The following is a 23,790-nucleotide window of genomic DNA, read 5'->3' as shown; positions in this document are numbered from 1 at the left end:
TACGTCCGCGAAACATAGTTTCACCTCAGCCGAAACGTCCACCCGCGATGCTGTTGGGCGTAGCCGAGGCAATCGCAGACCCGACAGTGGGGGCATCTGTGCACCGGTGCAACAACTCGGTTCGAGAGAGGTAACTTTTCGATGGATCCCACAATTGGAGACCTGACCACCACGGTCAACGCGCTCTGGCTACTTGTAGCAGCAGCGCTCGTTCTGATCATGACTCCCGGCGTAGCATTCTTCTACGGCGGCATGGTCAAGGCCAAGAGCGTTGTCAGCATGATGATGATGAGCTTCGGGGCCATGGGCCTCGTCGGTGTGCTCTGGGTGCTCTACGGCTACGGCTTCGCCTTCGGCACCTCGGTGGGCGACACCTCGAACGACCTCATCAAGGGCGTTCTCGGCAACCCGAGCGGCCAGTTCCTGCTCGGCGACCTGGTCTCCGCACCCGACGGATCGGGCCCGAACCTCTACGGCCTGGCCTTCGCGGGCTTCCAGGCGACCTTCGCCATCATCACCGTCGCCCTGATCTCGGGCGCCATCGCCGACCGTGCAAAGTTCGGCTCCTGGATGCTGTTCGCCTTCCTCTGGGTGACCATCGTCTACTTCCCGGTCGCGCACTGGGTCTTCAACTTCACCCTCACCGACGGCAAGACGTCCGACGGCGGCTGGATCGTCTTCGGCCTCGGCGTGAACGACTTCGCCGGTGGTACGGCGGTGCACATCAATGCCGGTGCCGCAGGTCTCGCTCTCGCTCTCGTTCTCGGCAAGCGCATCGGGTTCCAGAAGGGCATCCAGAAGCCTCACAACGTGCCTCTGACGCTCCTCGGCGCCGCGCTGCTGTGGTTCGGCTGGTTCGGCTTCAACGCCGGTTCAGAAGCCGGTGTCGACGGAACGGCCGCCCTGGCCTGGATCAACACCCTCGCCGCTCCCGCCGCCGCCATTCTCGGCTGGCTGATCGTCGAGAAGATCAAGGACGGCAAGCCGACCTCGATCGGTGCGGCATCCGGTGCCGTCTCGGGCCTCGTCGCCATCACCCCGGCCTGCAACATCCTGACGCCCGGCTGGGGCATGGTGCTCGGTCTCATCACCGGTGCGGTCTGCTGCCTGGCCATCGAGCTGAAGTTCAAGCTCGGCTTCGACGACTCGCTCGACGTCGTGGGCATCCACCTCGTCGGCGGCATCATCGGAACGCTCTACATCGGCATCTTCGGTACCGGCATCGGCCTGATCGACCGGATCGCCAACGGCGACGCCATGCCGCTCAGCCAGCTGGGCGCCCAGGCACTCGGTGCCGGCGCTGTGCTTGTCTTCTCGTTCGTCATCGCCTGGCTCCTCGGAACGGCGATCCAGAAGACCATCGGCTTCCGCATCAGCACGGAAGACGAAGTCGCCGGCGTCGACACGGTCGTTCACGGCGAAGAGAGCTACGCGCTCGATCCCGCCTGATCCGCCGCCTGCACCACAGGCTCTGCACACCGGCCGGGCGTCACTCCTTCGGGAGGGGCGCCCGGCTTCTGCGTCTCAGGCCGCGCTCTTCAGCAGGTCGTCGCGCACCTTCTTGCGGAGCACCTTGCCGATGAGCGAGGTCGGCAGCTCATCCACCACCACGACGCGCCTCGGCACCTTGTAGGCGGTCAGCGCCTCACGGCAGAAATCGCGGATCGCCTTCTCGTCGAGAGTCGCACCCGGGTTCAGCACGACGGCGGCGACCACATCCTCGCCGCCGTTCGCGCCGGGCAGGCCGACCACGGCGGCATCCTTCACGCTCCGGTGCTGGCGGAGCGCATCCTCGACCTCGCTCGGGGAGACGTTGAAGCCGCCCGTGATGATGAGTTCCTTGATGCGGTCGACCACGGTCACGAAGCCGTCGGCGTCGATCGAGACGATGTCGCCGGTGCGGAACCAGCCATCATCCAACAACACCTCACGCGTCTGGTCGGGCTTCTGCCAGTAGCCCTGGAACACCTGCGGACCCCGGATGAGCAACTCCCCGGGCTCGCCGGTCGGCCGTTCGCTCGTCACATCGTCGGGGTCGACGACCTTCACGTCGGTACTCGGGAACGGCACACCGATGGTTCCGGCTCGCCTGCTCGGCCCCACGGGGTTGCCGAGCGCCACGGGGGAGGTCTCGGTGAGTCCGTAGCCCTCCACGAGGAGCCCACCCGTCACGCGCTCCCAGAGCTCGACCGTCGGCGTGGGCAGGTTCATGGCCCCCGAGATGGCGAACCTGATGCCCGACAGATCGGTTCCGCGCATCTCGGCCGCCTCGGCGAGCCGTTTGTAGATCGGAGGCACGGCGGGCAGGAAGGTCGGTGGATGCTTTTTCGCCGCGTCGAGCACCAGGTCGACGTCGAAGCGGGGGAGCAGTACGAGCCGCGCCCCGGCGCTCATCGCGAACGTGAGGCAGAGCGTCAGCCCGTAGGCGTGGAACATCGGCAGCACCCCGTAGACGACCTCGCGGCCCTCCTCGAGCCCCGGCAGCCAGGCTCGGCCCTGCAGGGCGTTCGCGTGCAGGTTGAAGTGGGTCAGCATCGCACCCTTCGGTGTTCCCGTGGTGCCGCTGGTGTACTGCAGGAGGGCGATGTCGTCGACGCCGGGGCGCGGGTGGGACTTCCGGATGCGCCGGCTCTCGAGCAGGGACTCCCAGTCGATGGTGCGGCGCACCTTCGCGTGCAGGGCACTCCGGGCATCCCGAGCCTTCTTCAGAGGCAGCCGCAGGGCGATCCGCGTGTGCAGGGGCATCGCGTGGGTCAGGTCGACCGAGACGATGTGCTCGAACGCCACGTCGTCGGGCATCTTCTGGATGGTGTCCACCACCTTGTCCCAGGCGATGACGACGGTCGCGCCGTGATCCTCGAACTGGTGGCGGAGCTCCCGCGGGGTGTAGAGCGGATTGTGCTCGATCACGATGGCGCCGAGCCGCAGCACGGCGTAGAACGCGGCGATGTGCTGGGGGCAGTTCGGCAGCACGAGCGCCACCCGGTCGCCCTTCCCGACACCGAGCCGGCGAAGGCCCTCGGCCGCCCGGTCGATCTGGTTGCCGAGCTCACGGTAGGAGGTCTCTGCCCCGAAGAACACCAGGGCCGGCTTCTTCGCAAACCGTTTCACCGACGCCTCGATGAGATCGACGAGCGAACCCGTCGGCAGATCGATCTCGTGCGGAACACCCTCTGCGTAGCTGCTCAGCCAGGGCCTGGCGGTGTCACTCGTCATCGTCGTGCTGCCTTTCCTCGGCCTCGTCGCCTCCCTCATTATGTTGCCTTAGCACGACCCGTGAATCACCGCCAAGACCTTTACCGACCTTCGGAGAGGTCAATAAGCTCTGCTCACGGAGTGCCGGAGAGAACCGGCACCGAATGAGAGACGGAGCAGAAGACATGGGACTTCTTGACAACGCCAAAGAGGCAGCAGAAGCAGCAGGCGAGAAGCTGAGCCGCACATTCGAGGACACCAAGGGCCGTGTCTCCGACAAGGTCGACGAGGCCAAGGCAGACGCCGAGGTGAAGAAGGCGGAGCAGAACCGCGATGCCACCGAGGCGAAGAACGACTTCAAAGAGAACCTGCGCGACTGATCCCTGCGACTCGCGGATCCCGGGCCCTGGCGCTGCACTTTCGTGCGGTGTCAAGGCCCTCGCCGTTACTGGGCCGGTGTCGGTGGGCTGATTTACTCTGGCGTACATGAGCGACACGAACAGCACAGACGACAACACCGAACCCGTGACCGAATCGACCGAGGCGACTGGGCAGACTGAGCGGACTGAGCCGACCGGCGACACGCTCGGCGGCGACCGCCCCGATCCCAGCACGAGCGCCAGCAAAGACCCGAGCGACTGGGTCACCGGCGACGAGCCAATGACCGGTCCGCAGCGGAGCTACCTCGACACCCTGGCGCACGAGGCGGGCGAGACGCTCTCTGCCGACCTCACCAAGGCCGAAGCCTCCGAGCAGATCGACCGGTTGCAGCAGGAGACGGGCCGCGGGCAGGCCTGACCCGTCGGGAGGGCACGCTCACGTAGATTGGTGTCCGTGCCCTCCTTCACCCACTTCCTCGGAACGGTTCTGCGGTCGATCGCCTCCGGGCTGGCTCCGCAGAAGTCCTCGCCGCGCGGGCTCGTGCCGCGCGGCACGAGCCCGCGCGGCACAGCCTCTCGGCCCGCACCATCGTCTTCTGATGCCACTCGCACGGTCGAGATCGACTCCCGCACCCTGGGTCACCAGAGGCTCGCCTACGCCCCGCACCCCGATGCGCGGCCCGACCCGGGCGAGGTCGTCTGGACCTGGGTGCCGTACGAGGAGAACGACGGCCGCGGCAAGGATCGCCCCGTGCTGGTTCTTGCGCGGCTGAGTGCGACGACGGTGCTGGGCATCCAACTCACCAGCAAGGCGCACCCCGACGACCGGGGGGCTCTGGAGCTCGGCCCCGGCCCCTGGGACCCTTCGGGCCGGGCATCCTGGGTGCGCCTCGACCGGCTGTTCCGGGTCACCGATGCCGGCATGCGCCGGGAGGGCGCGGCCCTGGATGCCCCGGCCTATGCCCGCGTTGCGAAGGCCCTCCAGCAGCGCTACCGCTTCTGACCCGCCCCCGCGCGCGCCGCGCCGTCCCCGTAGAGGTCAGAGCTCGGGCGTGATCTCGCCGAGCATGCCGTAGTGCGCATCGACGAGCGGGATGCTCCGCCAGCGGTCGAAGGCGCCGCAGGGGTGACTGATGCCGAACCGCAGCACCGTGCCCATGGGCACGGTGGACTCCGCCGGTACGCGCAGGTAGGCGTGGTGGTCGTTCACCGCCGTCACCGTCCATCCTGCGGTGTTGAGCGGAACGCCCCCCTCCGGGTCCGCTACTCCCAGCACCACCGGCAGAGTGTCGTCGGTGGGCGCCTCGCGGCGGCCGAAGCCGACGATCACGAGCCCCGGCTCGGGCGCTGACAGAACACTCGCCAGCAGCTCGAAGGCGGGCTCGAACGCGGCGACGGGCGTGACGGCGGCGGCATCAGTTTCGGGCGATCCGGCCGTCCCTGCCGGCCGTGCAACCTCCCGCGGGCTGTCACCCAGCGGCGATGTGCGCGCGTACACGCCGTGGTCGTGCGTCAGGTAGCAGCCGCTCCGGAGCACCGGCAGAATCTCGAAGTCGAAGTTCTGCGGCCCGAGCTCGGCCGCCACGAGGTCGAAGTACGAACTCCCGCCCGCCGTGACCACCGGCGTGCCGGCGAAGAGCCCCTCGCCGTGAAAGTACGTGGCGAGGCGCCGGATGCCCGCCAGCAGTGCGGGCGCTGCATCCGGGAACACGTTCTCGCCCCGAGGCATCAGCCCCTCGTAGCCCGCGACGCCCGCGAGCTCCAGCCGGGTCGACGCCGCTACCCTGTGGCCGATGTGGCGCGCATCCGATTCGCTCCGGGCACCTGTGCGGCCGCCCTGATACCCCAGCTCGACCAGCACCCGGAGCTTCTTCGCGGGGGAGAGCATTTCCAGAGCGTGTTCCAGTAAGTCGAGGCCGGCCAGGCTGTCCACGTAGCAGAGGTACTCGGTGGCGGAATCAGCAGCGAGGAACGTCGACGCGACGAACTCGATGGCGCGAGCATCCACCAGCACGTTCGCGTGCAGGATGCGCGGCGAGCCGAAAGCAACGAGGGTTCGCACCTGCGACGTCGTGGCGGCAGTGAGCCCCCAGGCGCCTGCAGCAAGCTGGCGGTCGCAGAGATCCTTCGAGAGATGCGTCTTGGCGTGTGGGGCGAGGAGCATGCCGGCCTGTTCGCAGAAGGCACTCATCAGAGCGAGATTGTGCTCGATGGCGGCTTCGTGCAGCACCATGCGGGGCAGATCATCGACGGTCATCAGGGTGTCTCCCGGAGCTCTCGGCATGAACGAACAACACCCCCGACACTCGCGCCGGGCGGCGGAATGTCGGGGGTGTGGTGGTGGGCGATACCGGACTCGAACCGATGACCTCTTCGGTGTGAACGAAGCGCGCTACCAACTGCGCCAATCGCCCGAGAACTGCCCAGGGTGACCGTGGTCTCCCCATCTCGTGCTCGTCGATCTTAGCCGACGACGGGCTCCGAACGCACATCGAGCGAGTGTGACGACACGCGCTCCGGCCGGTTTTGTTTTGTGCCGGGGCTTCCGGTAGAGTCTTCCGAGCACGCAGTAATGCAGGCAAAGCAACAAACCGAGCAGTCGTAGAAATGCGGATGTGGCGCAGTGGTAGCGCACAACCTTGCCAAGGTTGGGGTCGCGAGTTCGAATCTCGTCATCCGCTCGAGTGTAGATGTACCGTTGGGGAAACCCTCCACATGGTGGCGTGGCCGAGAGGCGAGGCAGCGGCCTGCAAAGCCGTCCACACGGGTTCAAATCCCGTCGCCACCTCGCTCAAATTGTCTTCGATGTCCTCGCCGTCGGAAACATGCAGCACGAAGTCGCGAGGAAAGTAAATTGGGCGGTTGGCGCAGCGGTAGCGCGCTTCCCTGACACGGAAGAGGTCGCTGGTTCGATCCCAGTACCGCCCACAGAAGAATGGCCCCGAATTCGTTCGGGGCCATTTCTGTTTCCCGCACCTGTGTTTCCCGCACCTCTGTCCTGCATCGGTCGTCGACCTGTGCGGACCGGCGGTCGGCGTGTTAGCGTCGCTGGATCCGGCAGCGCCGCCGGCCACGGAAGCGAGAGACCATGCCAGACCTGAACGTCGTTGCCATTCTGAAGGCGAAGCCGGGCTCCGAACAGATCGTCGGAGACGCTCTCCGCGGTCTGGTCGAACCGACCCGCGCAGAGGAAGGCTGTCTCAGTTACGAACTGTTCGTCTCGGCGGCGAGCCCCACCACCTTCATCACCATCGAGAAGTGGCGTTCCCAGAACGACCTCGACGGGCACATGAAGACCCCGCACATCGCGGAGGCGCTCGGCACCGCGGGGGAGCACCTCGCAGAGGCCCCGGACATCAACCCGCTCATTTCCGCCTGAATCCGGCCGGCCCTCGTTACCGCACGATGAGCCAGCCGCGCGACTGGAAGATGTGCCCCGCCGAGGGGAGGTCCTGCGTCAATGCGCCCGGGAGTACTGCGACAGCAGCATGCTGCCGGAGAGGAGCAGGTGGTCGAGCCGCATGGGGCGGAGGGGGAGCGCGCCGCCGGCGTGCGTGATACGCGGGCCGGCACCACCCTCGAGGGCGGGCGAGGTGGTGAGGCAGAGACTGTCGAGGGCGTCGGCCGCGAGGAGGGAACCGAGCAGTGAAGGGCCACCCTCGCAGTGGATCTGCCGCAGCCCCCGAGAGGTGAGCGTGTCGAGCATCGTGGGGATGTCGAGCGTTGACGAGCCGCAGTCGACGACGTCCGCAACGGCGGCGAGGGAGGCGCGCGCGGCAGCAGGCGCCGAAGAGACCGTCAGCACGAGGGGCCGCACGGGCGCCTTCGCAAAGACGTCGCTGGCGGGGTCGAGGTCGAGGCGCCCCGACACGAGGGCGAACACCGGATGCTCGGGGTGGCCGTTCGCTACACGCCAGGCCGCGGCATCCGGTGCCAGGCGCATCGCGCCGTAGCCCTCGGAGCGCACCGTGCCGGCACCCACCAGCACCACGTCGGCGAGCCGCCGCAGCAGGTCGAAGACGCGCTTGTCAGCCGGGCCGCCAAGCCCTCCCGAGAGCCCCGAGGCGGTTGCCGAGCCGTCGATGCTCGAGACGAAATTCGCCCGCACGAGCCGCTCTCCCCGCGACGCTGGCGCATACAGGGTCAGCAGCTGGTCGTCGGTCAGGGCCGCAGGTGAGGCGCCGGTGGGGTACAGCTGCAGGATGTCGTCGGTCATCGGTCGCCTTCCTGGTGTGCCGGGTCAGAGGTTGTGGCGGGGAGCGAGGGGCTGTCGCCAGCCGAGGATGGCTTCGAGCATCCGCATCGCCTCGACCGACGCACGCACGTCGTGCATCCGCACGATGCGGGCGCCGAGCAGCACGCTGGCCGAGGCGGCGGCGAGCGACCCTGCGAGACGTTCCGGTTTCGGCAGGTCGAGCGTCTCGCCGATGAAGTCCTTGTTCGAGACCGCGGCCAGTACCGGATAGCCGAGGGCGGCGATCTCGGGCAGGCGGCGCGTCAGCTCGAGGGTGTGGAAGGTGTTCTTGTTGAGGTCGTGACCCGGGTCGACGATGATGCGGGACGACGGCACGCCGCGAGAGAGCGCCAGTTCCACCCGTGACAGCAGAAAGTCCCGGACCTCACCCGCCACGTCGGCATACTGCGGCGTCGGGAACGGCTTCCGCGGCTCGGCGCGCGAATGCGTGATGACGAGGGTCGCTTCGCTGTCTGCCACCACATCGGCCAGCCGGGGGTCGTGGATGCCCGTCGTGTCGTTGATCACGGATGCCCCCGCCGCGATCGCCGCCACCGCGACCTCCGGGCGGAAGGTGTCGACGGAGATCACCACGTCTGACGAAGCGGCGAGCGCATCGATGACGGGGATCACCCGTGCGGCCTCCTCTGCCGCCGGCAGTTCGGGGCCGGGCGCGAAAGGCACGCCCCCGATGTCGACCCAGTCGGCGCCCTCGGCCGCGGCGCGCATCGCCGCTGCCACCGCCTGGTCGAGCGCAAACGTACGCCCCTGGTCGTAGAACGAGTCAGGTGTGCGGTTGACAATGGCCATGACCGCGATCTGCCTCGAGAAGTCGAAGCGGCGGCTGCCGATCATCCTCACCGGCTCAGTGATGGGCGGCAGGCAGAGGCCCGAGGGAGCGGTCATGGCTTTATCTTCGCAGCACTAAAGTTGAGGTCACGCCCGTTCACGCCAGGACACGAGTACCACCGCCACACCCGAGGAGCCCCAGTACGTGAGTGACATCATCCAGGTCGAGAACACCAGCACCGGCTTCGAACTGTTCACCGAGCGAACGATCGTGGCCATGAAGGTGAACGGCGAACTGCGTGACCTTGCGGCGACTGCAGCGCCCGGCGACTACGTCGAAGGAGTGGAGATCTCGTCGCCCGACGGCCTGAACATCCTGCGGCACTCCGCCACCCACGTGATGGCACAGGCCGTGCAGTCGGTGAATCCCGAGGCGAAGCTCGGCATCGGGCCGCCCGTCACCGACGGTTTCTACTACGACTTCGACGTGGCGACGGCGTTCACGCCCGACGACCTGAAGACCCTCGAAAAGGCGATGGAACGCATCATCCGCCAGGGCCAGCGCTTCATGCGCCGGGTCGTCACCGAAGAAGAGGCTCGTGCGGAGCTGGCGAATGAACCGTACAAGCTCGAACTGATCGGCATCAAGGGCGGTTCCGCCGCCGAAGACGAGTCGGTCGAGGTGGGCGGCGCCGAGCTGACCATCTACGACAATGTCGACCCGAAGACCGGCGAAACGATCTGGAGCGACCTCTGCCGCGGCCCGCACCTGCCGAACACCCGCATGATCGGCAACGGATTCGCGCTCACCCGCCTGGCCGCCGCCTACTGGCGCGGTTCGGAGAAGAACCCGCAGCTGCAGCGCATCTACGGCACCGCGTGGCCCTCCAAAGACGAGCTGCGTGCCCACCAGGCCCGGCTCGAGGAGGCTGCGAAGCGCGACCACCGCCGTATCGGTGCCGAACTCGACCTCTTCTCCTTCCCCGAGGAGATCGGATCGGGTCTCGCGGTGTTCCACCCGAAGGGCGGCATCATCCGCCAGGAGCTCGAGAACTACTCCCGGCAGCGCCACATCGCGGCCGGGTACGACTTCGTCAACACCCCGCACATCACCAAGGCGAACCTGTTTATGACCAGCGGCCACCTGCAGTGGTACGCCGACGGCATGTTCCCGCCCATGCACCTCGATGAGGAGCGCGACGCAGAGGGCAACATCACCCGGCAGGGCCAGGACTACTACCTGAAGCCGATGAACTGCCCCTACCACAACCTCATCTTCCGGGCGCGGGGTCGGAGCTACCGGGAGCTCCCGCTCCGCATGTTCGAGTTCGGTTCGGTGTACCGCTACGAGAAAAGCGGAACCCTGCAGGGGCTCACCCGTGTGCGCGGCATGACGCAGGATGACGCACACATCTATGTGACCCCCGAGCTGGTGAAGACCGAACTGACAACCACCCTGCAGTTCGTGCTCGACCTGCTGAAGGACTACGGGCTCGATGACTTCTACCTCGAGCTGTCGACCCGCGACGCCACCAACCCGAAGTTCATCGGGGCGGACGACCTCTGGGAGAGCGCGACGGAGACCCTCCGCGAGGTCGCGGTCGAGTCCGGCCTCGAGCTGGTGCCCGACCCGGGTGGGGCAGCGTTCTACGGCCCGAAGATCTCGGTGCAGGCGCGTGACGCGATCGGCCGCACCTGGCAGATGTCGACGATCCAGCTCGACTTCAACCAGCCCGAGCGGTTCGAACTCGAATACACGGCGAGCGACGGAACCCGCCAGCAGCCGATCATGATCCACCGCGCCCTGTTCGGTTCGATCGAGCGCTTCTTCGCAATCCTCACCGAGCACTACGCCGGGGCGTTCCCGGTCTGGCTCTCGCCGGTGCAGGTGGTGGGCATCCCGATCGCCGAGCAGTACGAGGAGTACCTGGGCGAGGTCATCCAGCAGCTGAAGCTGAAGGGTGTGCGGGCGGAACTCGACCGTTCGGACGACCGCATGCAGAAGAAGATCCGCACACACACGAAGGAGAAGGTGCCCTTCCTCCTGATCGTCGGTGAGGATGACCGGGCGGGCGGCACCGTGAGCTTCCGCTTCCGCGATGGCAGCCAGGAGAACGCTGTGCCGATCGCCGATGCGGTCGACCGCATCGTGGCCGCGATCGAGAACAAGGTGCAGGTCAGCACAGCGGGGGAGGCGTGATGCCGGGCGGCGACGACATGCCCGTCGATTTCGACGGTGTGGAGATCACCGATTCGAGCACCATGGCTGGAGTGCCTGACGAATTCCAGCGGCTCTGGACCCCGCACCGCATGGTTTACATCCAGAACGGCACCCAGCCGGGAGAGGCGGAGTGCCCGTTCTGCATCGCTCCGACTCTGGACGACGAACAGTCCCTGATCGTCGCCAGGGGTGTCCATGCCTACGTGCTGCTGAACCTGTTCCCCTACAACAGTGGTCATCTGCTCGTCTGCCCGTACCGCCACATCCCGCTCTACGACGAGGCGACCCCCGAAGAGACAGCCGAGATCGCGAGCCTCACCCAGACCGCCATGCGGGTGCTCCGCACGGTCTCGCGGTGCGATGGCTACAACCTCGGCATGAACCAGGGCCGGATCGCGGGAGCGGGCATCGCAGACCACCTGCACCAGCACATCGTTCCGCGTTGGGCAACCGACGCGAACTTCTTCCCCATCATCGCCAAGACCAAGGCACTTCCCCAGCTTCTCGGTGAGGTGCGCGCAGCAGTCGCTGCCGCGTGGCCTGTCGCCTGAACAACTTCCCAATTCTACTCTGCGTAGAACTCGAGTGACACCCGCCGAACGAAGCGTTCGCGCCCGAATAGAATAGATCCACTATGACAGACACACCCTCGTCCTCCGTCGGCAGCGATCGCGTCAAGCGCGGGCTCGCAGAGATGCTGAAAGGCGGCGTCATCATGGACGTCGTGAACGCCGACCAGGCCCGCATCGCTGAAGATGCCGGTGCCGTGGCCGTGATGGCGCTCGAGCGAGTGCCCGCCGACATCCGTTCGCAGGGTGGTGTCGCACGCACCAGCGACCCCGACCTCATCGAGGGCATCCAGAAGGCTGTGTCGATCCCGGTGATGGCAAAGGCCCGGATCGGCCACTTCGTCGAGGCGCAGATGCTGCAGGCGCTCGACGTCGACTACATCGACGAGTCCGAGGTGCTCTCGCCCGCCGACTACGTGAACCACATCGACAAGTGGAACTTCACGATCCCGTTCGTCTGCGGCGCGACCAACCTCGGCGAGGCGCTCCGCCGCATCAACGAGGGTGCGGCCATGATCCGGTCGAAGGGTGAGGCCGGCACGGGCGACGTGTCGGAGGCCACCAAGCACATCCGCAAGATCCTCGGCGAGGTCCGCGCGCTCACTGCGCTCGCTCCCGACGAGCTCTACGTTGCCGCGAAGGAACTGCAGGCGCCCTACGCCCTCGTTGCGGAGATCGCGTCGACGGGCAAGCTGCCGGTCGTGCTGTTCACGGCCGGCGGAGTCGCCACACCTGCGGATGCGGCCATGATGATGCAGCTCGGTGCCGACGGTGTGTTCGTCGGCTCCGGCGTCTTTAAGTCCGGGGACCCGGCGAAGCGTGCCGCCGCGATCGTCAAGGCGACGACGTTCTATGACGACCCCCAGGTCATCCTCGATGCCTCCCGCGGCCTCGGCGAGGCCATGGTCGGCATCAATGTGTCGGACATCCCCGCGCCCCATCGCCTCGCGGACCGTGGCTGGTAGCCCGGTCGGAGTCCTCGCCCTTCAGGGCGACTACCGGGAGCACGTCGGAGTGCTGGAGTCCTTCGGGGCGGAGGTCATCACGGTTCGCCGCCCCGAGGAACTCGGCCGCGTCGCGGGCCTGGTGATTCCGGGCGGCGAATCGAGTGTGATGGACAAACTGTCGAGGATGTTCGGCCTCGCCGATCCCCTCAAGCAGGCGATCGCAGCCGGGCTTCCGGTCTACGGCACCTGCGCCGGACTGATCATGCTCGCCGATCGCATCACCGACAAGATCGCCGGGCAAGAGAGTCTCGGCGGCCTCGACATCACTGTTCGCCGGAATGCCTTCGGGCGCCAGCGGGAGTCGTTCGAGGCGGAGGTCGCCGTTCCCGAGCTCGGCGAAACGCCGGTGCACGCCGTCTTCATCCGGGCCCCCGTCGTCGAAGAGGTGGGGGAGAAGGTGTCCGTTCTCGGTGCCCTCGCCGACGGACGGGTGATCGCCGTCGAACAGGGAAACCTGCTCGGCACCTCGTTCCATCCCGAGATGACGGACGACTATCGTTTCCATCGCCGTTTCTACGACCGAGTGCTCGCGACGCGGTTCGTTTAGACTGGGTGAGAATTTTTTAGGAGAACACTGTGTCAGGACATTCCAAGTGGGCGACCACCAAGCACCAGAAGGCGATCACCGACTCGCGTCGGGCCAAGTCGTTCGCGAAGCTGATCAAGAACATCGAGGTCGCTGCGAAGCTCGGCGGCGCAGACCTCTCGGGTAACCCCACCCTCGTCGACGCCATCCAGAAGGCGAAGAAGACTTCTGTGCCGAAGGATCTCATCGACCGGGCCGTCAAGCGCGGCGCGGGCATCGGCAGCGAGGCCGTCGACTACCAGACGATCATCTACGAGGGCTACGGCCCCAACGGCGTCGCCATGCTCATCGAGTGCCTCACCGAGAACAAGAACCGGGCGGCCGCAGATGTGCGCACGGTGATGTCCCGGAACGGCGGCACGATGGGCGACCCGGGCAGCGTGGCCTACAACTTCCACCGCAAGGGCGTCATCACCGTGGCCCACACCGACGGGCTGAGCGAAGACGACGTGCTCGTCGCCGTGATGGATGCCGGCGCCGAAGAGGTCACCGACCACGGGCAGTCCTACGAGGTGCTCACCGAGGCCTCCGACCTGGTTGCGAACCGCACCGCCCTGCAGGAGGCCGGCATCGACTACGAATCCGCTGATGTGGAGTTCGTGCCCAGCCTGAAGATCGAGGTCGATGCCGACACGGCACGAAAGGTGTTCCGCCTCATCGACGCGCTGGAAGACAATGATGACGTGCAGAACGTCTACAGCAACTTCGACCTGACCAGCGAGGTTCGTGCCGAGCTCGAGAACGACTAGCGGCCGACGGCCGTGCGGATCCTCGGGATCGACCCCGGCCTGACCCGTTGCGGTGTGGGGATTGTCGATGTGTCCGAGAGCCGGCGTGCGACGCTCGTGCACGTCACGGTCATCCGCACGGCACCCGGCACCCTCCACGAGAGCCGGCTGTTGTCGATCAGTACCGTACTCGACGAACTGCTCGACGAATACCGGCCCGCCAGGGTGGCTCTCGAGCGGGTCTTCGCCGACACCAACGTCAGCACGGTCATGGGCACGGCGCAGGTGAGCGGCATCGCCATGGTAGCCGCTGCCCGCCGCGGGCTACCCGTCGGCATGCACACTCCGACCGAGGTGAAGGCGGCGGTCACGGGCTACGGCCAGGCCGACAAGAAGCAGGTCGGCACGATGGTCGCGAAGATCCTGCGACTCGAAGCCGTGCCGAAGCCAGCGGATGCTGCGGACGCCCTCGCCCTCGCCATCTGCCACGCGTGGCGCTCCCCCCTCGGAGCCCTGGCTGCCGGCGCAGCCCCCGCCGCCGGTGACCTGCACGGCGGCGCCTCGCCACGCTCGGCTGCCGGCACCGGGGGAGTGCGTGCGCTCACCGGCGCGCAGGCGGCCTGGTTCGCCGCCGAACAGGCCGCGAAGGCCGCCAGCCCCGAGAGGCGCGGCCTCCGCCGCTGAGCGCCTACTCTCGAGCGTCGCACTCGCGAGTGTCGCATTCCCGAGTGTCGCACGTTCGAAGGTGTGTACGAGTAATAGGCTGGCGTCGTGATATCCAGTCTTCGTGGCACCGTGCTCCAGGCGGTCGGCTCCTCTCTCGTGATCGAGGTCGGCGGGGTCGGCTTCGCCGTGCAGGTGACGCCCAGCCATGCCCTCACCCTGCGGTCCGGTCAGGAGGCTCTCGTTCTCACCACCCTGATCGTGCGGGAGGACTCACTCTCGCTCTTCGGTTTCGCCGATGCTGAGTCGCTGGAGATCTTCTCGCTCCTGGTCGGGGTGACCGGTGTCGGCCCGAAATCCGCTCTCGGCGTGCTCGCTGCTCTGACCGCCTCCGAGATCGTGCGAGCGGTGACCCACGACGACGATGCGGTCTTCCGACGCGTGTCCGGCATCGGTCCAAAGACGGCGAAACTCATCGTCGTCTCGCTCACCGGCAAGGTCGCCGGTCTCGGCGCTGTTCCGGCTGCCGGACAGGCTCCGACCTTCGTCGGCACCACCTCGATCCACGACGACGTGCTGGTCGCGCTCGTCGGGTTGGGCTGGAATGAACGCAATGCCTCCGAGGCCCTCGACAGGGTGGTCTCCGTGGCGAACGACGACGTCGACACCATGAGCGTGCAGTCGCTCCTGCGACTCGCCCTCACCGAACTCGGGCCCCGCCAGGGCTCGGCCGGTCCCCGATGAGCGCCGAGGGAATGGCAGCCGGCGAGGTGTTGCAGCCCGAACTGGGTTCCGAGGCGGAGGTGGCCTTCGAGGGTGCGCTCCGCCCGAAGAGCCTGGCCGAATTCGTGGGGCAACAGCGGGTGCGCGGGCAGCTCCAGTTGCTGCTGGATGCCGCGACCATCCAGAACCGCACCCCTGACCACATCCTGCTGGCCGGGCCGCCCGGCCTCGGCAAGACGACACTCGCGATGATCGTCGCCCACGAGAGCGGGCGCCCCCTCCGCATGTCGAGCGGACCTGCCATCCAGCACGCGGGCGATCTCGCCGCGGTGCTGTCGTCGCTCGTGCCGGGTGAGGTGCTCTTCGTCGACGAGATCCACCGCATGGCGCGCTCGGCTGAGGAGCTGCTCTACCTCGCGATGGAGGACTTCCGCATCGACATCATGGTGGGCAAAGGGGCGGGGGCGACATCCATCCCCCTCGATCTCGCACCGTTCACCCTCGTGGGGGCGACGACGCGTTCGGGACTGCTGCCGAACCCGCTCCGCGACCGGTTCGGATTCACCGCACACCTCGAGTTCTACGACCCCGAGGAACTGGTGCACGTGCTCCGCCGTGCCGCGGTGATGCTCGAACTCTCGATCGAGGAGTCCGCGCTGATCGAGATCGCCGGCCGGTCACGGGGAACACCCCGGATCGCGAACCGGCTGCTCCGCCGGGTGCGGGACTACGCGCTCGTTCACGGGGGAGAGGCTACTCGTGCCGTCGTGCGCTCGGCGCTCGAACTGTACGACGTCGACGAGCGGGGGCTCGACCGACTCGACCGTGCCGTGATGATGATCCTCCTCACCCGGTTCAACGGTGGCCCGGTGGGCCTCAACACGCTCGCAGTGAGCGTGGGTGAGGAGTCGGAGACCATCGAATCGGTCGTCGAACCGTTCCTGGTGCGGATCGGACTCATCGTGCGGACGCCCCGCGGACGAATGGCGACGCGCGAGGGATGGCAGCACTTCGGGCTCGAACCCCAGGCCGTTCCCGGCCAGCAGAACAGCACCCCCGGGGCCCGCGCCCAGCCGCTGTTCGGGGATGAACTATAATTCAAGCTGGCGTTCAGCCCCGATCAGTACACTGGGGACGTCAATCCCCCCACTTCTTGGAAGGCTCTCCCCTCTACATGGATCCGTTGAATCTGGTCATCCTGGCCGTTCTGGCCGTTCTCATCATCTTCATGGTGCGAAACAGTCGCAAGCGCAAGCGTGAGACCGAAGAGCTGGCGCAGAAGATCACCGAGGGCGCCTACGTGATGACCAACTTCGGCGTCTACGGCACGATCCTCTCGATCGACGCGGAGAACAACCAGATCTTCCTCGAGTCCACGCCCGGCACCGTGCTGAAGGTGCACCGCCAGACCGTCACCCGCGTCGTTCCCACCGAAGATGCTGTTGCGATCGACGATGTCGAGACCTCAGGCGAACAGGGCGAGCCCGAGTTCGGCGAGCGTGTCGCTCCATCGCTCGAGAAGACGACCACCGATGAGGGTACGATCCTGAACGGTGTTCCTTTCGACGAGCACGGCAACCCGCGTAAGTCGGCTGAGTAACAACCCCAACCGTTCACGAGTTCGCGGCAGCGGTCTGCGCGGGCGACAGGTCTTTGCGGCGCGCATGCCGTAGGCTCTAGCGTCGGCAGCACTCTGCCGCGGGGGCGTTATAGAAAGCTGAGTTTCGCAGGTGGCAAAATCAACTGCCGTCAAGAGGGCCAGACGCACACTGGTGTGGCTCCTTGTCATCTTCATCGCCCTTGCCGGCGTCAACACCGCTGGTGCCATCTGGGGCGGTGGAACATTCACTCCGAAGCTCGCACTCGACCTCGAGGGCGGAACCGAGATCATCCTCGCCCCGAAGACCGGCGGCGCGGCCGTCTCCGACGAGCAGGTCTCGCAGGCCGTGGCGATCATACGGCAGCGTGTCGATGCAAGTGGTGTGTCCGAGGCCCAGATCTCCACCCAGGGCGGCCAGAACATCGTCGTGTCGATCCCCGGCACGCCCGACGACGCCACTCTCGCTCGCATCGAGGCCTCGGCGAAGCTCGACTTCCGCGCAGTTCTCGTCTCGACGACCGCCGACGTGCCGACGACCACCCCGACACCGGGTCTGGATGCCACGCCCACCGTTGCTCCGACCAACGCCAGTGACCTGAACTACATCACGCCGGCCCTCGAGGACCAGTTCCTCAACATCGACTGCACCTCGACTGCCGCGACGGATGCCGGTCAGGCTCCAGCCGACCAGCCCCTCGTCGCCTGTGGCGAAGACGGCGCGAAGTACATCCTCGGCCCGGTCGAGGTGGCCGGAGACACGATCTCCAACGCGACGAGCGGAGTCGCCCAGACCAGCTCCGGAGCCTCCACCGGCCAGTACGTCGTCAACATCTTCTTCAACGAGCAGGGCACGAGTGAATTCGCGTCGGTGACCACGCGGCTCTCGGGCCTCACCGGCGCCCAGAACCAGTTCGCCATCGTTCTCGACGGCAAGGTCATCTCAGCCCCCCGTACCCTCGCGGTGATCACCAACGGCCAGCCGCAGATCTCCGGCAACTTCGACGCCGCGTCGTCGAAGACGCTGGCCGACCAGCTGAAGTTCGGCGCATTGCCCATCAGCTTCGTCGTGCAGAGCCAGAACACGATCTCGGCGACCCTCGGATCCACCCAGCTCATCAGCGGCCTGATCGCGGGTCTGATCGGCCTCATCCTCGTGGTGCTCTACTCGATCGCCCAGTACCGCGTGCTCGGTGCCGTGACGATCGCATCGCTCGTCGTCGCTGCGGCAGCGACCTACCTGGTCGTCGACCTGCTCTCCTGGCGCGCCGGATACCGCCTCTCACTCGCGGGCGTCGCGGGTCTCATCGTGGCCATCGGTATCACTGCGGACTCCTTCATCGTCTACTTCGAACGAATACGTGACGAACTGCGTGATGGCAGAGGTCTCGAATCCTCCGTGCAGGCCGGCTGGAAGCGCGCCATCCGCACGATCTTCGCCTCCGACCTCATCAACCTCATGGCGGCCGTCGTGCTCTACATCGTTGCCGTGGGCAGTGTGAAGGGCTTCGCCCTCACGCTCGGCCTCACGACGATCATCGACATCGTGGTGGTGATGATGTTCACTCACCCGGTGATGACGCTCCTGGCGGAGCTGCCGTACTTCCGCGACGGCCACAAGACGAGCGGACTCGATCCGCGTCAGCTCGGAGCCGTCTACCGGGGCCGCGCACAGTTCAAGACGCCCACGGCAGCCGTTCCGCGCTCGAAGCAGGAGTCGGCCGGCCGCGAGGCCGCACGGCGCCAGACCATCGCCGAACGCCGCGCCGCGGGGGCATCGACTCTCGTTATCGATCCACCCGCCGAGACAGAAACGCCCACCCGAAGCAAGGGAAAAGACAGCTGATGGCCTCGTTCAGTGATCTCGGAAACGATCTGTACACCGGCAAGCGTTCGTTCAACATTGTCGGTCGACGCAAGCTCTGGTATGCGATCGCCGGTCTTCTCATCCTCGTCTCTGTGGTCGGGCCCTTCCTCCGTGGTGGGTTCGTCTTCGGGATCGAGTTCAGCGGCGGTTCGCAGTTCTCGATCTCGCAGGTGTCGAACGCCTCGCAGCAGGCCGGTATCGATGCGGTGAAGTCCGTCGACCCCGCCGTCGTACCGCTGGTCTCCACCCTCGGCCAGAGTGGTATCCGCATCCAGACCGACCAGCTCGACGACGCCGAGAGCAACCAGGTGCGCGACGCCCTCGCCGCGGCGTACAACGTGCAGCCCTCCGACGTGACGATCAACTTCATCGGCCCGACCTGGGGCGCCGACATCACCGGCCAGGCAATTCGGGGCCTGCTGATCTTCATCGTGCTCGCCGCCGTCTTCATGGCGATCTACTTCCGAACCTGGAAGATCGCCGTCTCGGCGATGGTGGCGCTGCTCCACGACCTCGTGATCACTGCAGGCATCTACGGCATCACCGGGTTCGAGATCACTCCTGCGGCCGTGATCGGCTTCCTGACCATCCTCGGATACTCGCTCTACGACACCGTGGTGGTGTTCGACAAGATCCGGGAGAACACGGTCGAATGGGGCGACAAGGCGACGCGCACCTTCGGTGAGACGGTGAACCTTGCGGTGAACCAGACCCTGGTGCGCTCGATCAACACGTCCGTCGTTGCGATGCTGCCTGTCGCCTCCATCCTGGTCATCGGAGCCTTCGTGCTGGGCGCCGGAACCCTCCGGGACATCTCGCTCGCGCTCCTGATCGGGATCTTCGTCGGAACCTACTCGACGATCTTCATCGCGTCGCCGCTCTACGCCCAGCTGCGGCAGAACGAACCCAAGGTGAAGAAGATCGACCAACGGGTGCTCTCCCAGCGAGCCAACCGTGAGAAGCCGGCCGAGACCCGGGCTTCGGCGGAGCAGCTCAAGGCTTAGTGGGATAATGGTCGTGGAGGCCCTCTCATGACCGAAACCACTGCACCGACAAACGCGTCGCTGCGGCGGCTCGTTCCGCGCCTGTTCTCCCGCGCCCAGCCCGCGGGTGCGGTCGACACACTGATCCGCACGGTTCGGGCGAATCATCCGAAGGCCGACCTCAGCATCATCGAGCGGGCCTACACGGTTGCCGAGCGGGCCCACGACGGGCAGAAGCGCCGAAGCGGCGAACCGTACATCACTCACCCGGTCGCCGTGGCGCAGATCCTGGCAGAGCTCGGCATCGGCACGAAGACCATCGCAGCGGCGCTCCTGCATGACACCGTCGAAGACACCGAGTACTCGCTCGACGAGTTGCGAGCCGAGTTCGGTGACGAAGTGGCCATGCTCGTCGACGGTGTGACGAAGCTCGACAAGGTCACGTACGGCGAGAGCGCCCAGGCCGAGACGGTGCGGAAGATGATCGTCGCGATGTCGAAGGACATCCGCGTGCTGATCATCAAGCTCGCCGATCGCCTCCACAACGCGCGCACCTGGGGTTTCGTGTCCCCGGAGTCCTCGACGCGGAAGGCGCAGGAGACCCTGGAGATCTACGCCCCCCTCGCACATCGGCTGGGTATCCAGGCGATCAAGTGGGAGCTCGAAGACCTCTCGTTCGCGGTGCTCTCGCCGAAGCTCTACGTGGAGATCGAGAACCTCGTGAGGCAGCGCACGCCGCAGCGCGAGGAGTACGTGCAGCAGGTCATCGACATGGTCAGCGACGACCTCAAGACGTCGAAGATCCGCGGCAAGGTGGCCGGGCGACCCAAGCAGTACTACTCGATCTACCAGAAGATGATCGTTCGCGGCCGCGAGTTCGACGAGATCTACGACCTGGTGGGCATCCGGGTCCTGGTGAACTCGGTTCGGGACTGCTACGCGGTGCTCGGATCGATCCATGCCCGCTGGACCCCGATGCCGGGCCGTTTCAAGGACTACATCGCCACACCGAAGTTCAACCTCTACCAGTCGCTCCACACCACAGTGGTGGGCCCGGGCGGCAGGGCTGTCGAGATCCAGATCCGCACCAACGAGATGCACCAACGGGCAGAGTTCGGTGTCGCCGCGCACTGGAAGTACAAAGAGCGGATGAACGCCGGCCGTGCCGGAACCGCCGAGGACCGGGGCGACACCGACATGGCGTGGCTCGCCCGCATCTCCGACTGGCAGGCCGAGACGGTCGACCCGGGGGAATTCCTCGACTCGCTGCGCTTCGAGATCGGCGCCAAGGAGGTCTACGTCTTCACGCCGAAGGGTCGTGTCATCGGTCTTCCGGCCGGAGCGACACCGGTCGACTTCGCCTACGCGGTGCACACAGAGGTGGGCCACCGCACGATGGGCGCCAAGGTCAACGGGCGGCTGGTGCCCCTCGAGAGCACGCTCACCACGGGTGACGTGGTCGAGGTGTTCACATCGAAGAATCCGGACTCGGGTCCGAGCCAGGACTGGCTCTCGTTCGTGCAGAGCCCCCGCGCCCGCAACAAGATCCGCCAGTGGTTCACAAAGGAACGCCGCGACGAGGCCGTCGAGCAGGGCCGGGACTCGATCGCCCGCGCCATGCGCAAGCAGAATCTCCCACTGCAGAAGCTGATGAGCCAGGACTCGTTCTCCGAGGTCGCATCGCAGCTCAGCTACAACAACGTCGAGGCGCTGTACGCCGCGATCGGCGAGGGACACGTCTCCACCCAGTCGGTGATCGAGAAGGTGCTGCAGTCGCTCCAGACCGAGGTCGAGAGTGATGACAGTGAGATCGACGTCGGAGTGGGGAGGCGACCGCGGTCGACCCACAGCGAGTCCGGCGTGCTGGTTCGAGGCGCTCCCGACATCCTCGTCAAACTCGCGAAGTGCTGCACCCCGGTGCCGGGCGATGAGATCGTCGGCTTCGTGACCCGCGGCGCGGGCGTGTCTGTGCACCAGTCCGACTGCCACAACGTGAAGTCGTTGCTGATGGAGCCGGAGCGGATGATAGAGGTCGACTGGGCCCCATCGTCGAAGAGCGTGTTCCTCGTGCAGATCCAAGTCGAGGCGCTCGACCGTTCGGGCCTGCTGTCGGACGTCACCCGCGTGCTCTCCGAACACCACGTCAACATCCTCTCGGCCACGGTGAGCACGTCGAGAGACCGCCTCGCTATCAGTAGGTTCGTGTTCGAGATGGGAGACACCACCCATCTCGATCGGGTTCTGAACGCCGTTCGTCGGATCGACGCCGTCTATGACGTCTACCGGGTCAGCGGGGGCTGAGCACAGCACCGAAGGCCTCATGGAGCCGAACGCTTGCACGAGTCTTGTTCGGCATGTTGCGGCATCGTTCCAGGCGTTCGAGGCACTCGTCGAGGGTGGCGCCCGATGCTTCGAGGAGCAACCTGAGCCGACCACCCTGGACGTCGTCGACCGTGGCCTGGGCCCGTGCCAGGTCGATGGCCGTTCGGATCATGGACGTCAGGGCGATGCCTGCGACCATCACGACATCATCCGGCTCGAGGACGACCTCGCGCACCTGCAGCCGCACCGAACCCGGAGCCCGTCGGCCGACCCCCGCGCGCACGCACGCCTGATGACGCGCCGGCGGGAACGGCCGGAACCCGTAGACCCAGAGGGCACTCTGTCGTTCGACGATGGCCGTCTTCGGCAGGAGGGGTACCAGTGCCCGGAGCCGGAGGGCGACCGTTCCCGGGCAGTCCAGCGGCGCGAAGCCGGAATCGACGGGTGTCAGCTCGCCGTCGAGACGAGCCGCGCTGAGTTCAGCGAGGCCGAACGTAGCGGTGGGGAACAGGAGGTCGGGAAGGAGTCGGGGCATGTCTCCATGGTGCCCCTCCCGGGCGCCGGCTCCGGTTCCAGAACACGGATCTGTGGAGAACCCCGTGACCGACAGGACTGTGGAGGACCGGCGTCGGAGGACTGAGCTGTGGAGGACCGGGCGACGGAGGACTGAGCTGTGGAGGACCAGCCGGTGGATCAGCCCAGGGCGTCGAGCCAGACCTTCCGGGCATCCAGAGCCTCTTGCAGCTCGGCCACCTTCGCGGCGTTGCCGGCAGCCTTCGCCGCATCTATCTCGGCCTGCAGCTTGGCGATCGCGTCGGTCAGCTGGCCGGCCAGACCCTCGGCACGGGCCTTCTTCTCAGGGTTGTTCTTCTGCCAGAAGTCGTCATCGAGCTTGCGAACGGCAGCCTCGACCTTGCGGAGGCGTTCGTCGACGGCCTTGACCGAATCGCGGGGAACCTTGCCGATCTCGTCCCACCGGCGCTGGATCGAGGTGAGGCGCTCACGCGCAACGGCCCGGTCGGTCTCGGTGAGCAGAGGTTCGGCCTCCGTCAGCAGTTCGAGTTTCAGCGTGAGGTTGCCGGCGAACTCCTCGTCGTCTTTTGCAACGATCTCGGTGCGGGCAGCGTAGATGAGGTCACCGGCCGCCTTGAACTTCTCCCAGAGGGTGTCGTCGACGCGCTTGCCCGCACGCCCCGCGTTCTTCCATTCCGTGAGGAGGTCGCGATAGGCGTTCACGCCGTCGGCGCCCTGGGGAATGAGCGCCTCAGCGCGCTCGACCAGCTGTTGCTTCTTCGCACGGGCATCACGGTGGGTGCTGTCGAGCTCTGCGAAGAACGCCTTGCGGTGGCCCTCGACGATGGTGCGGGCATCCCGGAATCGCTTCCACAGCTCGCCCGCTTCGGTGCGGGGCAGACGCGGTCCGTCCTGCTGGTGCTTCTGCCAGCGCGCGAACATGTCGTCGAGGCGGGCCGTGACCTGCTTCCACTGTGCCTTCGCGGGGTCTTCGGCCGCGAGTGCCTCGACCTCTTCGACGATGGCGGTTCGCTCGGCGATCGCGTCGGTGAGCTGGGCCTTCGACTCTTCGTTCTGCTTCTCGGTGAGCGACGACACGACCTCGGTGAGGGCATCCACCCGGCGCTTCAGCGACGCGAGGTCACCGATCGCGTTCGCGGTCTCGATGGCCTTCGACAGTGACGAGACAGCCTTGCTGACGTCGGAGGCCGACGCTCCGCGTTTGACCCGCTGCTCGAGCAGCGTCACCTGGCCGGCGAGATCGGTGTACTTGCGCTCGAAATAGGCGAGCGCCTCCTCGGGCGAACCGTCGGGAAACTGGCCGACGACCCGTTCTCCTTCAGGCTCGCGAAGGTAGACCGTTCCGGTTTCATCGACACGGCCCCAGGGCTGTTGGTCACTACTCATCACGAA

At 66.4% G+C, this 23,790-nt stretch carries 23 protein-coding genes and 4 tRNA genes; 20 read left to right on the top strand and 7 right to left on the bottom strand.

The features are described 5' to 3' along the window. Positions 1 to 141 precede the first annotated feature (141 nt). Positions 142 to 1,449 (top strand): ammonium transporter, encoded by a 1,308-nt coding sequence (locus B7R21_RS10465; RefSeq protein WP_116283202.1) that lies wholly within the window; start codon positions 142 to 144, stop codon positions 1,447 to 1,449. Between the two features lie 75 nt (positions 1,450 to 1,524). Here the strand turns inward: B7R21_RS10465 and B7R21_RS10460 are convergent, their stop codons facing one another. After that, entirely contained in the window at positions 1,525 to 3,216 is a 1,692-nt protein-coding gene (locus B7R21_RS10460) for a long-chain-fatty-acid--CoA ligase (protein WP_116283201.1), read from the bottom strand. Positions 3,217 to 3,380: 164 nt separating this feature from the next. Between B7R21_RS10460 and B7R21_RS10455 the strand changes: the two genes are divergently transcribed. The 3 genes from B7R21_RS10455 to B7R21_RS10445 all read left to right on the top strand — a co-directional run bounded on the left by B7R21_RS10455 (position 3,381) and on the right by B7R21_RS10445 (position 4,578). Next, a complete protein-coding gene (locus B7R21_RS10455) occupies positions 3,381 to 3,575 on the top strand; it encodes a hypothetical protein (RefSeq protein WP_116283200.1) in 195 nt (64 codons plus the stop codon). Between the two features lie 106 nt (positions 3,576 to 3,681). After that, complete coding sequence (locus B7R21_RS10450) at positions 3,682 to 3,993, top strand: DUF3072 domain-containing protein (protein ID WP_116283199.1); 312 nt, start codon at positions 3,682 to 3,684, stop codon at positions 3,991 to 3,993. 36 nt (positions 3,994 to 4,029) lie between these two features. After that, on the top strand, positions 4,030 to 4,578 hold the full coding sequence (locus B7R21_RS10445) for a type II toxin-antitoxin system PemK/MazF family toxin (protein WP_253259745.1): 549 nt from the start codon (positions 4,030 to 4,032) through the stop codon (positions 4,576 to 4,578). A 36-nt stretch (positions 4,579 to 4,614) separates the two neighbouring features. Here the strand turns inward: B7R21_RS10445 and B7R21_RS10440 are convergent, their stop codons facing one another. Next, on the bottom strand, positions 4,615 to 5,859 hold the full coding sequence (locus tag B7R21_RS10440) for an alanine racemase (RefSeq protein ID WP_116283198.1): 1,245 nt from the start codon (positions 5,857 to 5,859) through the stop codon (positions 4,615 to 4,617). A 54-nt stretch (positions 5,860 to 5,913) separates the two neighbouring features. Next, a tRNA-Val gene (locus tag B7R21_RS10435) sits at positions 5,914 to 5,989 on the bottom strand. A 195-nt stretch (positions 5,990 to 6,184) separates the two neighbouring features. Between B7R21_RS10435 and B7R21_RS10430 the strand changes: the two genes are divergently transcribed. The 4 genes from B7R21_RS10430 (at position 6,185) to B7R21_RS10415 (ending at position 6,954) form a co-directional block, all read left to right on the top strand. Further along, positions 6,185 to 6,256: transfer RNA gene (locus B7R21_RS10430), tRNA-Gly, on the top strand. A 36-nt stretch (positions 6,257 to 6,292) separates the two neighbouring features. Then, a tRNA-Cys gene (locus B7R21_RS10425) sits at positions 6,293 to 6,363 on the top strand. A 68-nt stretch (positions 6,364 to 6,431) separates the two neighbouring features. Then, positions 6,432 to 6,503, top strand: a tRNA-Val gene (locus B7R21_RS10420). 160 nt (positions 6,504 to 6,663) lie between these two features. Beyond that, positions 6,664 to 6,954, top strand: coding sequence for a putative quinol monooxygenase (locus tag B7R21_RS10415; RefSeq protein ID WP_116283197.1), 291 nt, complete (start codon positions 6,664 to 6,666; stop codon positions 6,952 to 6,954). A 78-nt stretch (positions 6,955 to 7,032) separates the two neighbouring features. Here B7R21_RS10415 and B7R21_RS10410 read toward each other — a convergent pair whose 3' ends face one another. Beyond that, complete coding sequence (locus B7R21_RS10410) at positions 7,033 to 7,791, bottom strand: dihydrofolate reductase family protein (protein WP_116283196.1); 759 nt, start codon at positions 7,789 to 7,791, stop codon at positions 7,033 to 7,035. 24 nt (positions 7,792 to 7,815) lie between these two features. Continuing rightward, a complete protein-coding gene (gene folP, locus B7R21_RS10405) occupies positions 7,816 to 8,715 on the bottom strand; it encodes a dihydropteroate synthase (protein ID WP_216364200.1) in 900 nt (299 codons plus the stop codon). A gap of 160 nt (positions 8,716 to 8,875) precedes the next feature. Here folP and thrS point away from each other — a divergent pair, with 160 nt between their 5' ends. From thrS to B7R21_RS10345, 12 genes are all read left to right on the top strand, one after another. Next, positions 8,876 to 10,798 (top strand): threonine--tRNA ligase, encoded by a 1,923-nt coding sequence (thrS, locus tag B7R21_RS10400; protein WP_216364204.1) that lies wholly within the window; start codon positions 8,876 to 8,878, stop codon positions 10,796 to 10,798. Beyond that, entirely contained in the window at positions 10,798 to 11,370 is a 573-nt protein-coding gene (locus B7R21_RS10395) for an HIT family protein (protein WP_437184186.1), read from the top strand. The genes thrS and B7R21_RS10395 overlap by 1 nt, the downstream gene beginning before the upstream one ends. Positions 11,371 to 11,453: 83 nt before the next feature. Beyond that, the gene (gene pdxS / locus B7R21_RS10390) at positions 11,454 to 12,353 is read left to right on the top strand and encodes a pyridoxal 5'-phosphate synthase lyase subunit PdxS (protein ID WP_116283194.1); all 900 of its coding nucleotides are present in this window, start codon (positions 11,454 to 11,456) and stop codon (positions 12,351 to 12,353) included. Continuing rightward, positions 12,304 to 12,942, top strand: coding sequence for a pyridoxal 5'-phosphate synthase glutaminase subunit PdxT (gene pdxT / locus B7R21_RS10385; protein ID WP_116283193.1), 639 nt, complete (start codon positions 12,304 to 12,306; stop codon positions 12,940 to 12,942). Before pdxS ends, pdxT begins: the two co-directional genes overlap by 50 nt. A 29-nt stretch (positions 12,943 to 12,971) precedes the next feature. Continuing rightward, positions 12,972 to 13,730 carry a YebC/PmpR family DNA-binding transcriptional regulator gene (locus tag B7R21_RS10380; protein WP_116283192.1) on the top strand — a complete coding sequence of 253 codons (759 nt, stop codon included), beginning with the start codon at positions 12,972 to 12,974 and terminating at the stop codon, positions 13,728 to 13,730. A gap of 12 nt (positions 13,731 to 13,742) precedes the next feature. Continuing rightward, a complete protein-coding gene (ruvC, locus tag B7R21_RS10375; RefSeq protein WP_116283191.1) occupies positions 13,743 to 14,393 on the top strand; it encodes a crossover junction endodeoxyribonuclease RuvC in 651 nt (216 codons plus the stop codon). A gap of 87 nt (positions 14,394 to 14,480) precedes the next feature. Continuing rightward, complete coding sequence (ruvA, locus tag B7R21_RS10370; RefSeq protein WP_116283190.1) at positions 14,481 to 15,116, top strand: Holliday junction branch migration protein RuvA; 636 nt, start codon at positions 14,481 to 14,483, stop codon at positions 15,114 to 15,116. Positions 15,117 to 15,127: 11 nt separating this feature from the next. Further along, positions 15,128 to 16,192: a Holliday junction branch migration DNA helicase RuvB gene (gene ruvB / locus B7R21_RS10365; protein WP_116283189.1), complete on the top strand. Its 1,065-nt coding sequence runs from the start codon at positions 15,128 to 15,130 to the stop codon at positions 16,190 to 16,192. 77 nt (positions 16,193 to 16,269) lie between these two features. Continuing rightward, positions 16,270 to 16,695: a preprotein translocase subunit YajC gene (locus B7R21_RS10360; protein ID WP_116283188.1), complete on the top strand. Its 426-nt coding sequence runs from the start codon at positions 16,270 to 16,272 to the stop codon at positions 16,693 to 16,695. Between the two features lie 130 nt (positions 16,696 to 16,825). After that, on the top strand, positions 16,826 to 18,538 hold the full coding sequence (gene secD / locus B7R21_RS10355; protein WP_116283187.1) for a protein translocase subunit SecD: 1,713 nt from the start codon (positions 16,826 to 16,828) through the stop codon (positions 18,536 to 18,538). Then, positions 18,538 to 19,563 carry a protein translocase subunit SecF gene (gene secF, locus B7R21_RS10350; RefSeq protein ID WP_116283186.1) on the top strand — a complete coding sequence of 342 codons (1,026 nt, stop codon included), beginning with the start codon at positions 18,538 to 18,540 and terminating at the stop codon, positions 19,561 to 19,563. The genes secD and secF overlap by 1 nt, the downstream gene beginning before the upstream one ends. Positions 19,564 to 19,590: 27 nt before the next feature. After that, complete coding sequence (locus tag B7R21_RS10345) at positions 19,591 to 21,843, top strand: RelA/SpoT family protein (RefSeq protein WP_116283185.1); 2,253 nt, start codon at positions 19,591 to 19,593, stop codon at positions 21,841 to 21,843. Here the strand turns inward: B7R21_RS10345 and B7R21_RS10340 are convergent. After that, positions 21,830 to 22,399, bottom strand: coding sequence for a hypothetical protein (locus B7R21_RS10340; RefSeq protein ID WP_116283184.1), 570 nt, complete (start codon positions 22,397 to 22,399; stop codon positions 21,830 to 21,832). The genes B7R21_RS10345 and B7R21_RS10340 overlap by 14 nt on opposite strands. 158 nt (positions 22,400 to 22,557) lie before the next feature. Then, positions 22,558 to 23,784 carry a DUF349 domain-containing protein gene (locus tag B7R21_RS10335; RefSeq protein ID WP_116283183.1) on the bottom strand — a complete coding sequence of 409 codons (1,227 nt, stop codon included), beginning with the start codon at positions 23,782 to 23,784 and terminating at the stop codon, positions 22,558 to 22,560. Positions 23,785 to 23,790: the final 6 nt, after the last annotated feature.

Source organism: Subtercola boreus, from assembly GCF_003399625.1.
Taxonomy (GTDB): domain Bacteria; phylum Actinomycetota; class Actinomycetes; order Actinomycetales; family Microbacteriaceae; genus Subtercola; species Subtercola boreus_C.
The sequence above is the reverse complement of the archived record's forward strand: the minus strand, read 5'-3'. Positions and strand labels throughout refer to the sequence as shown.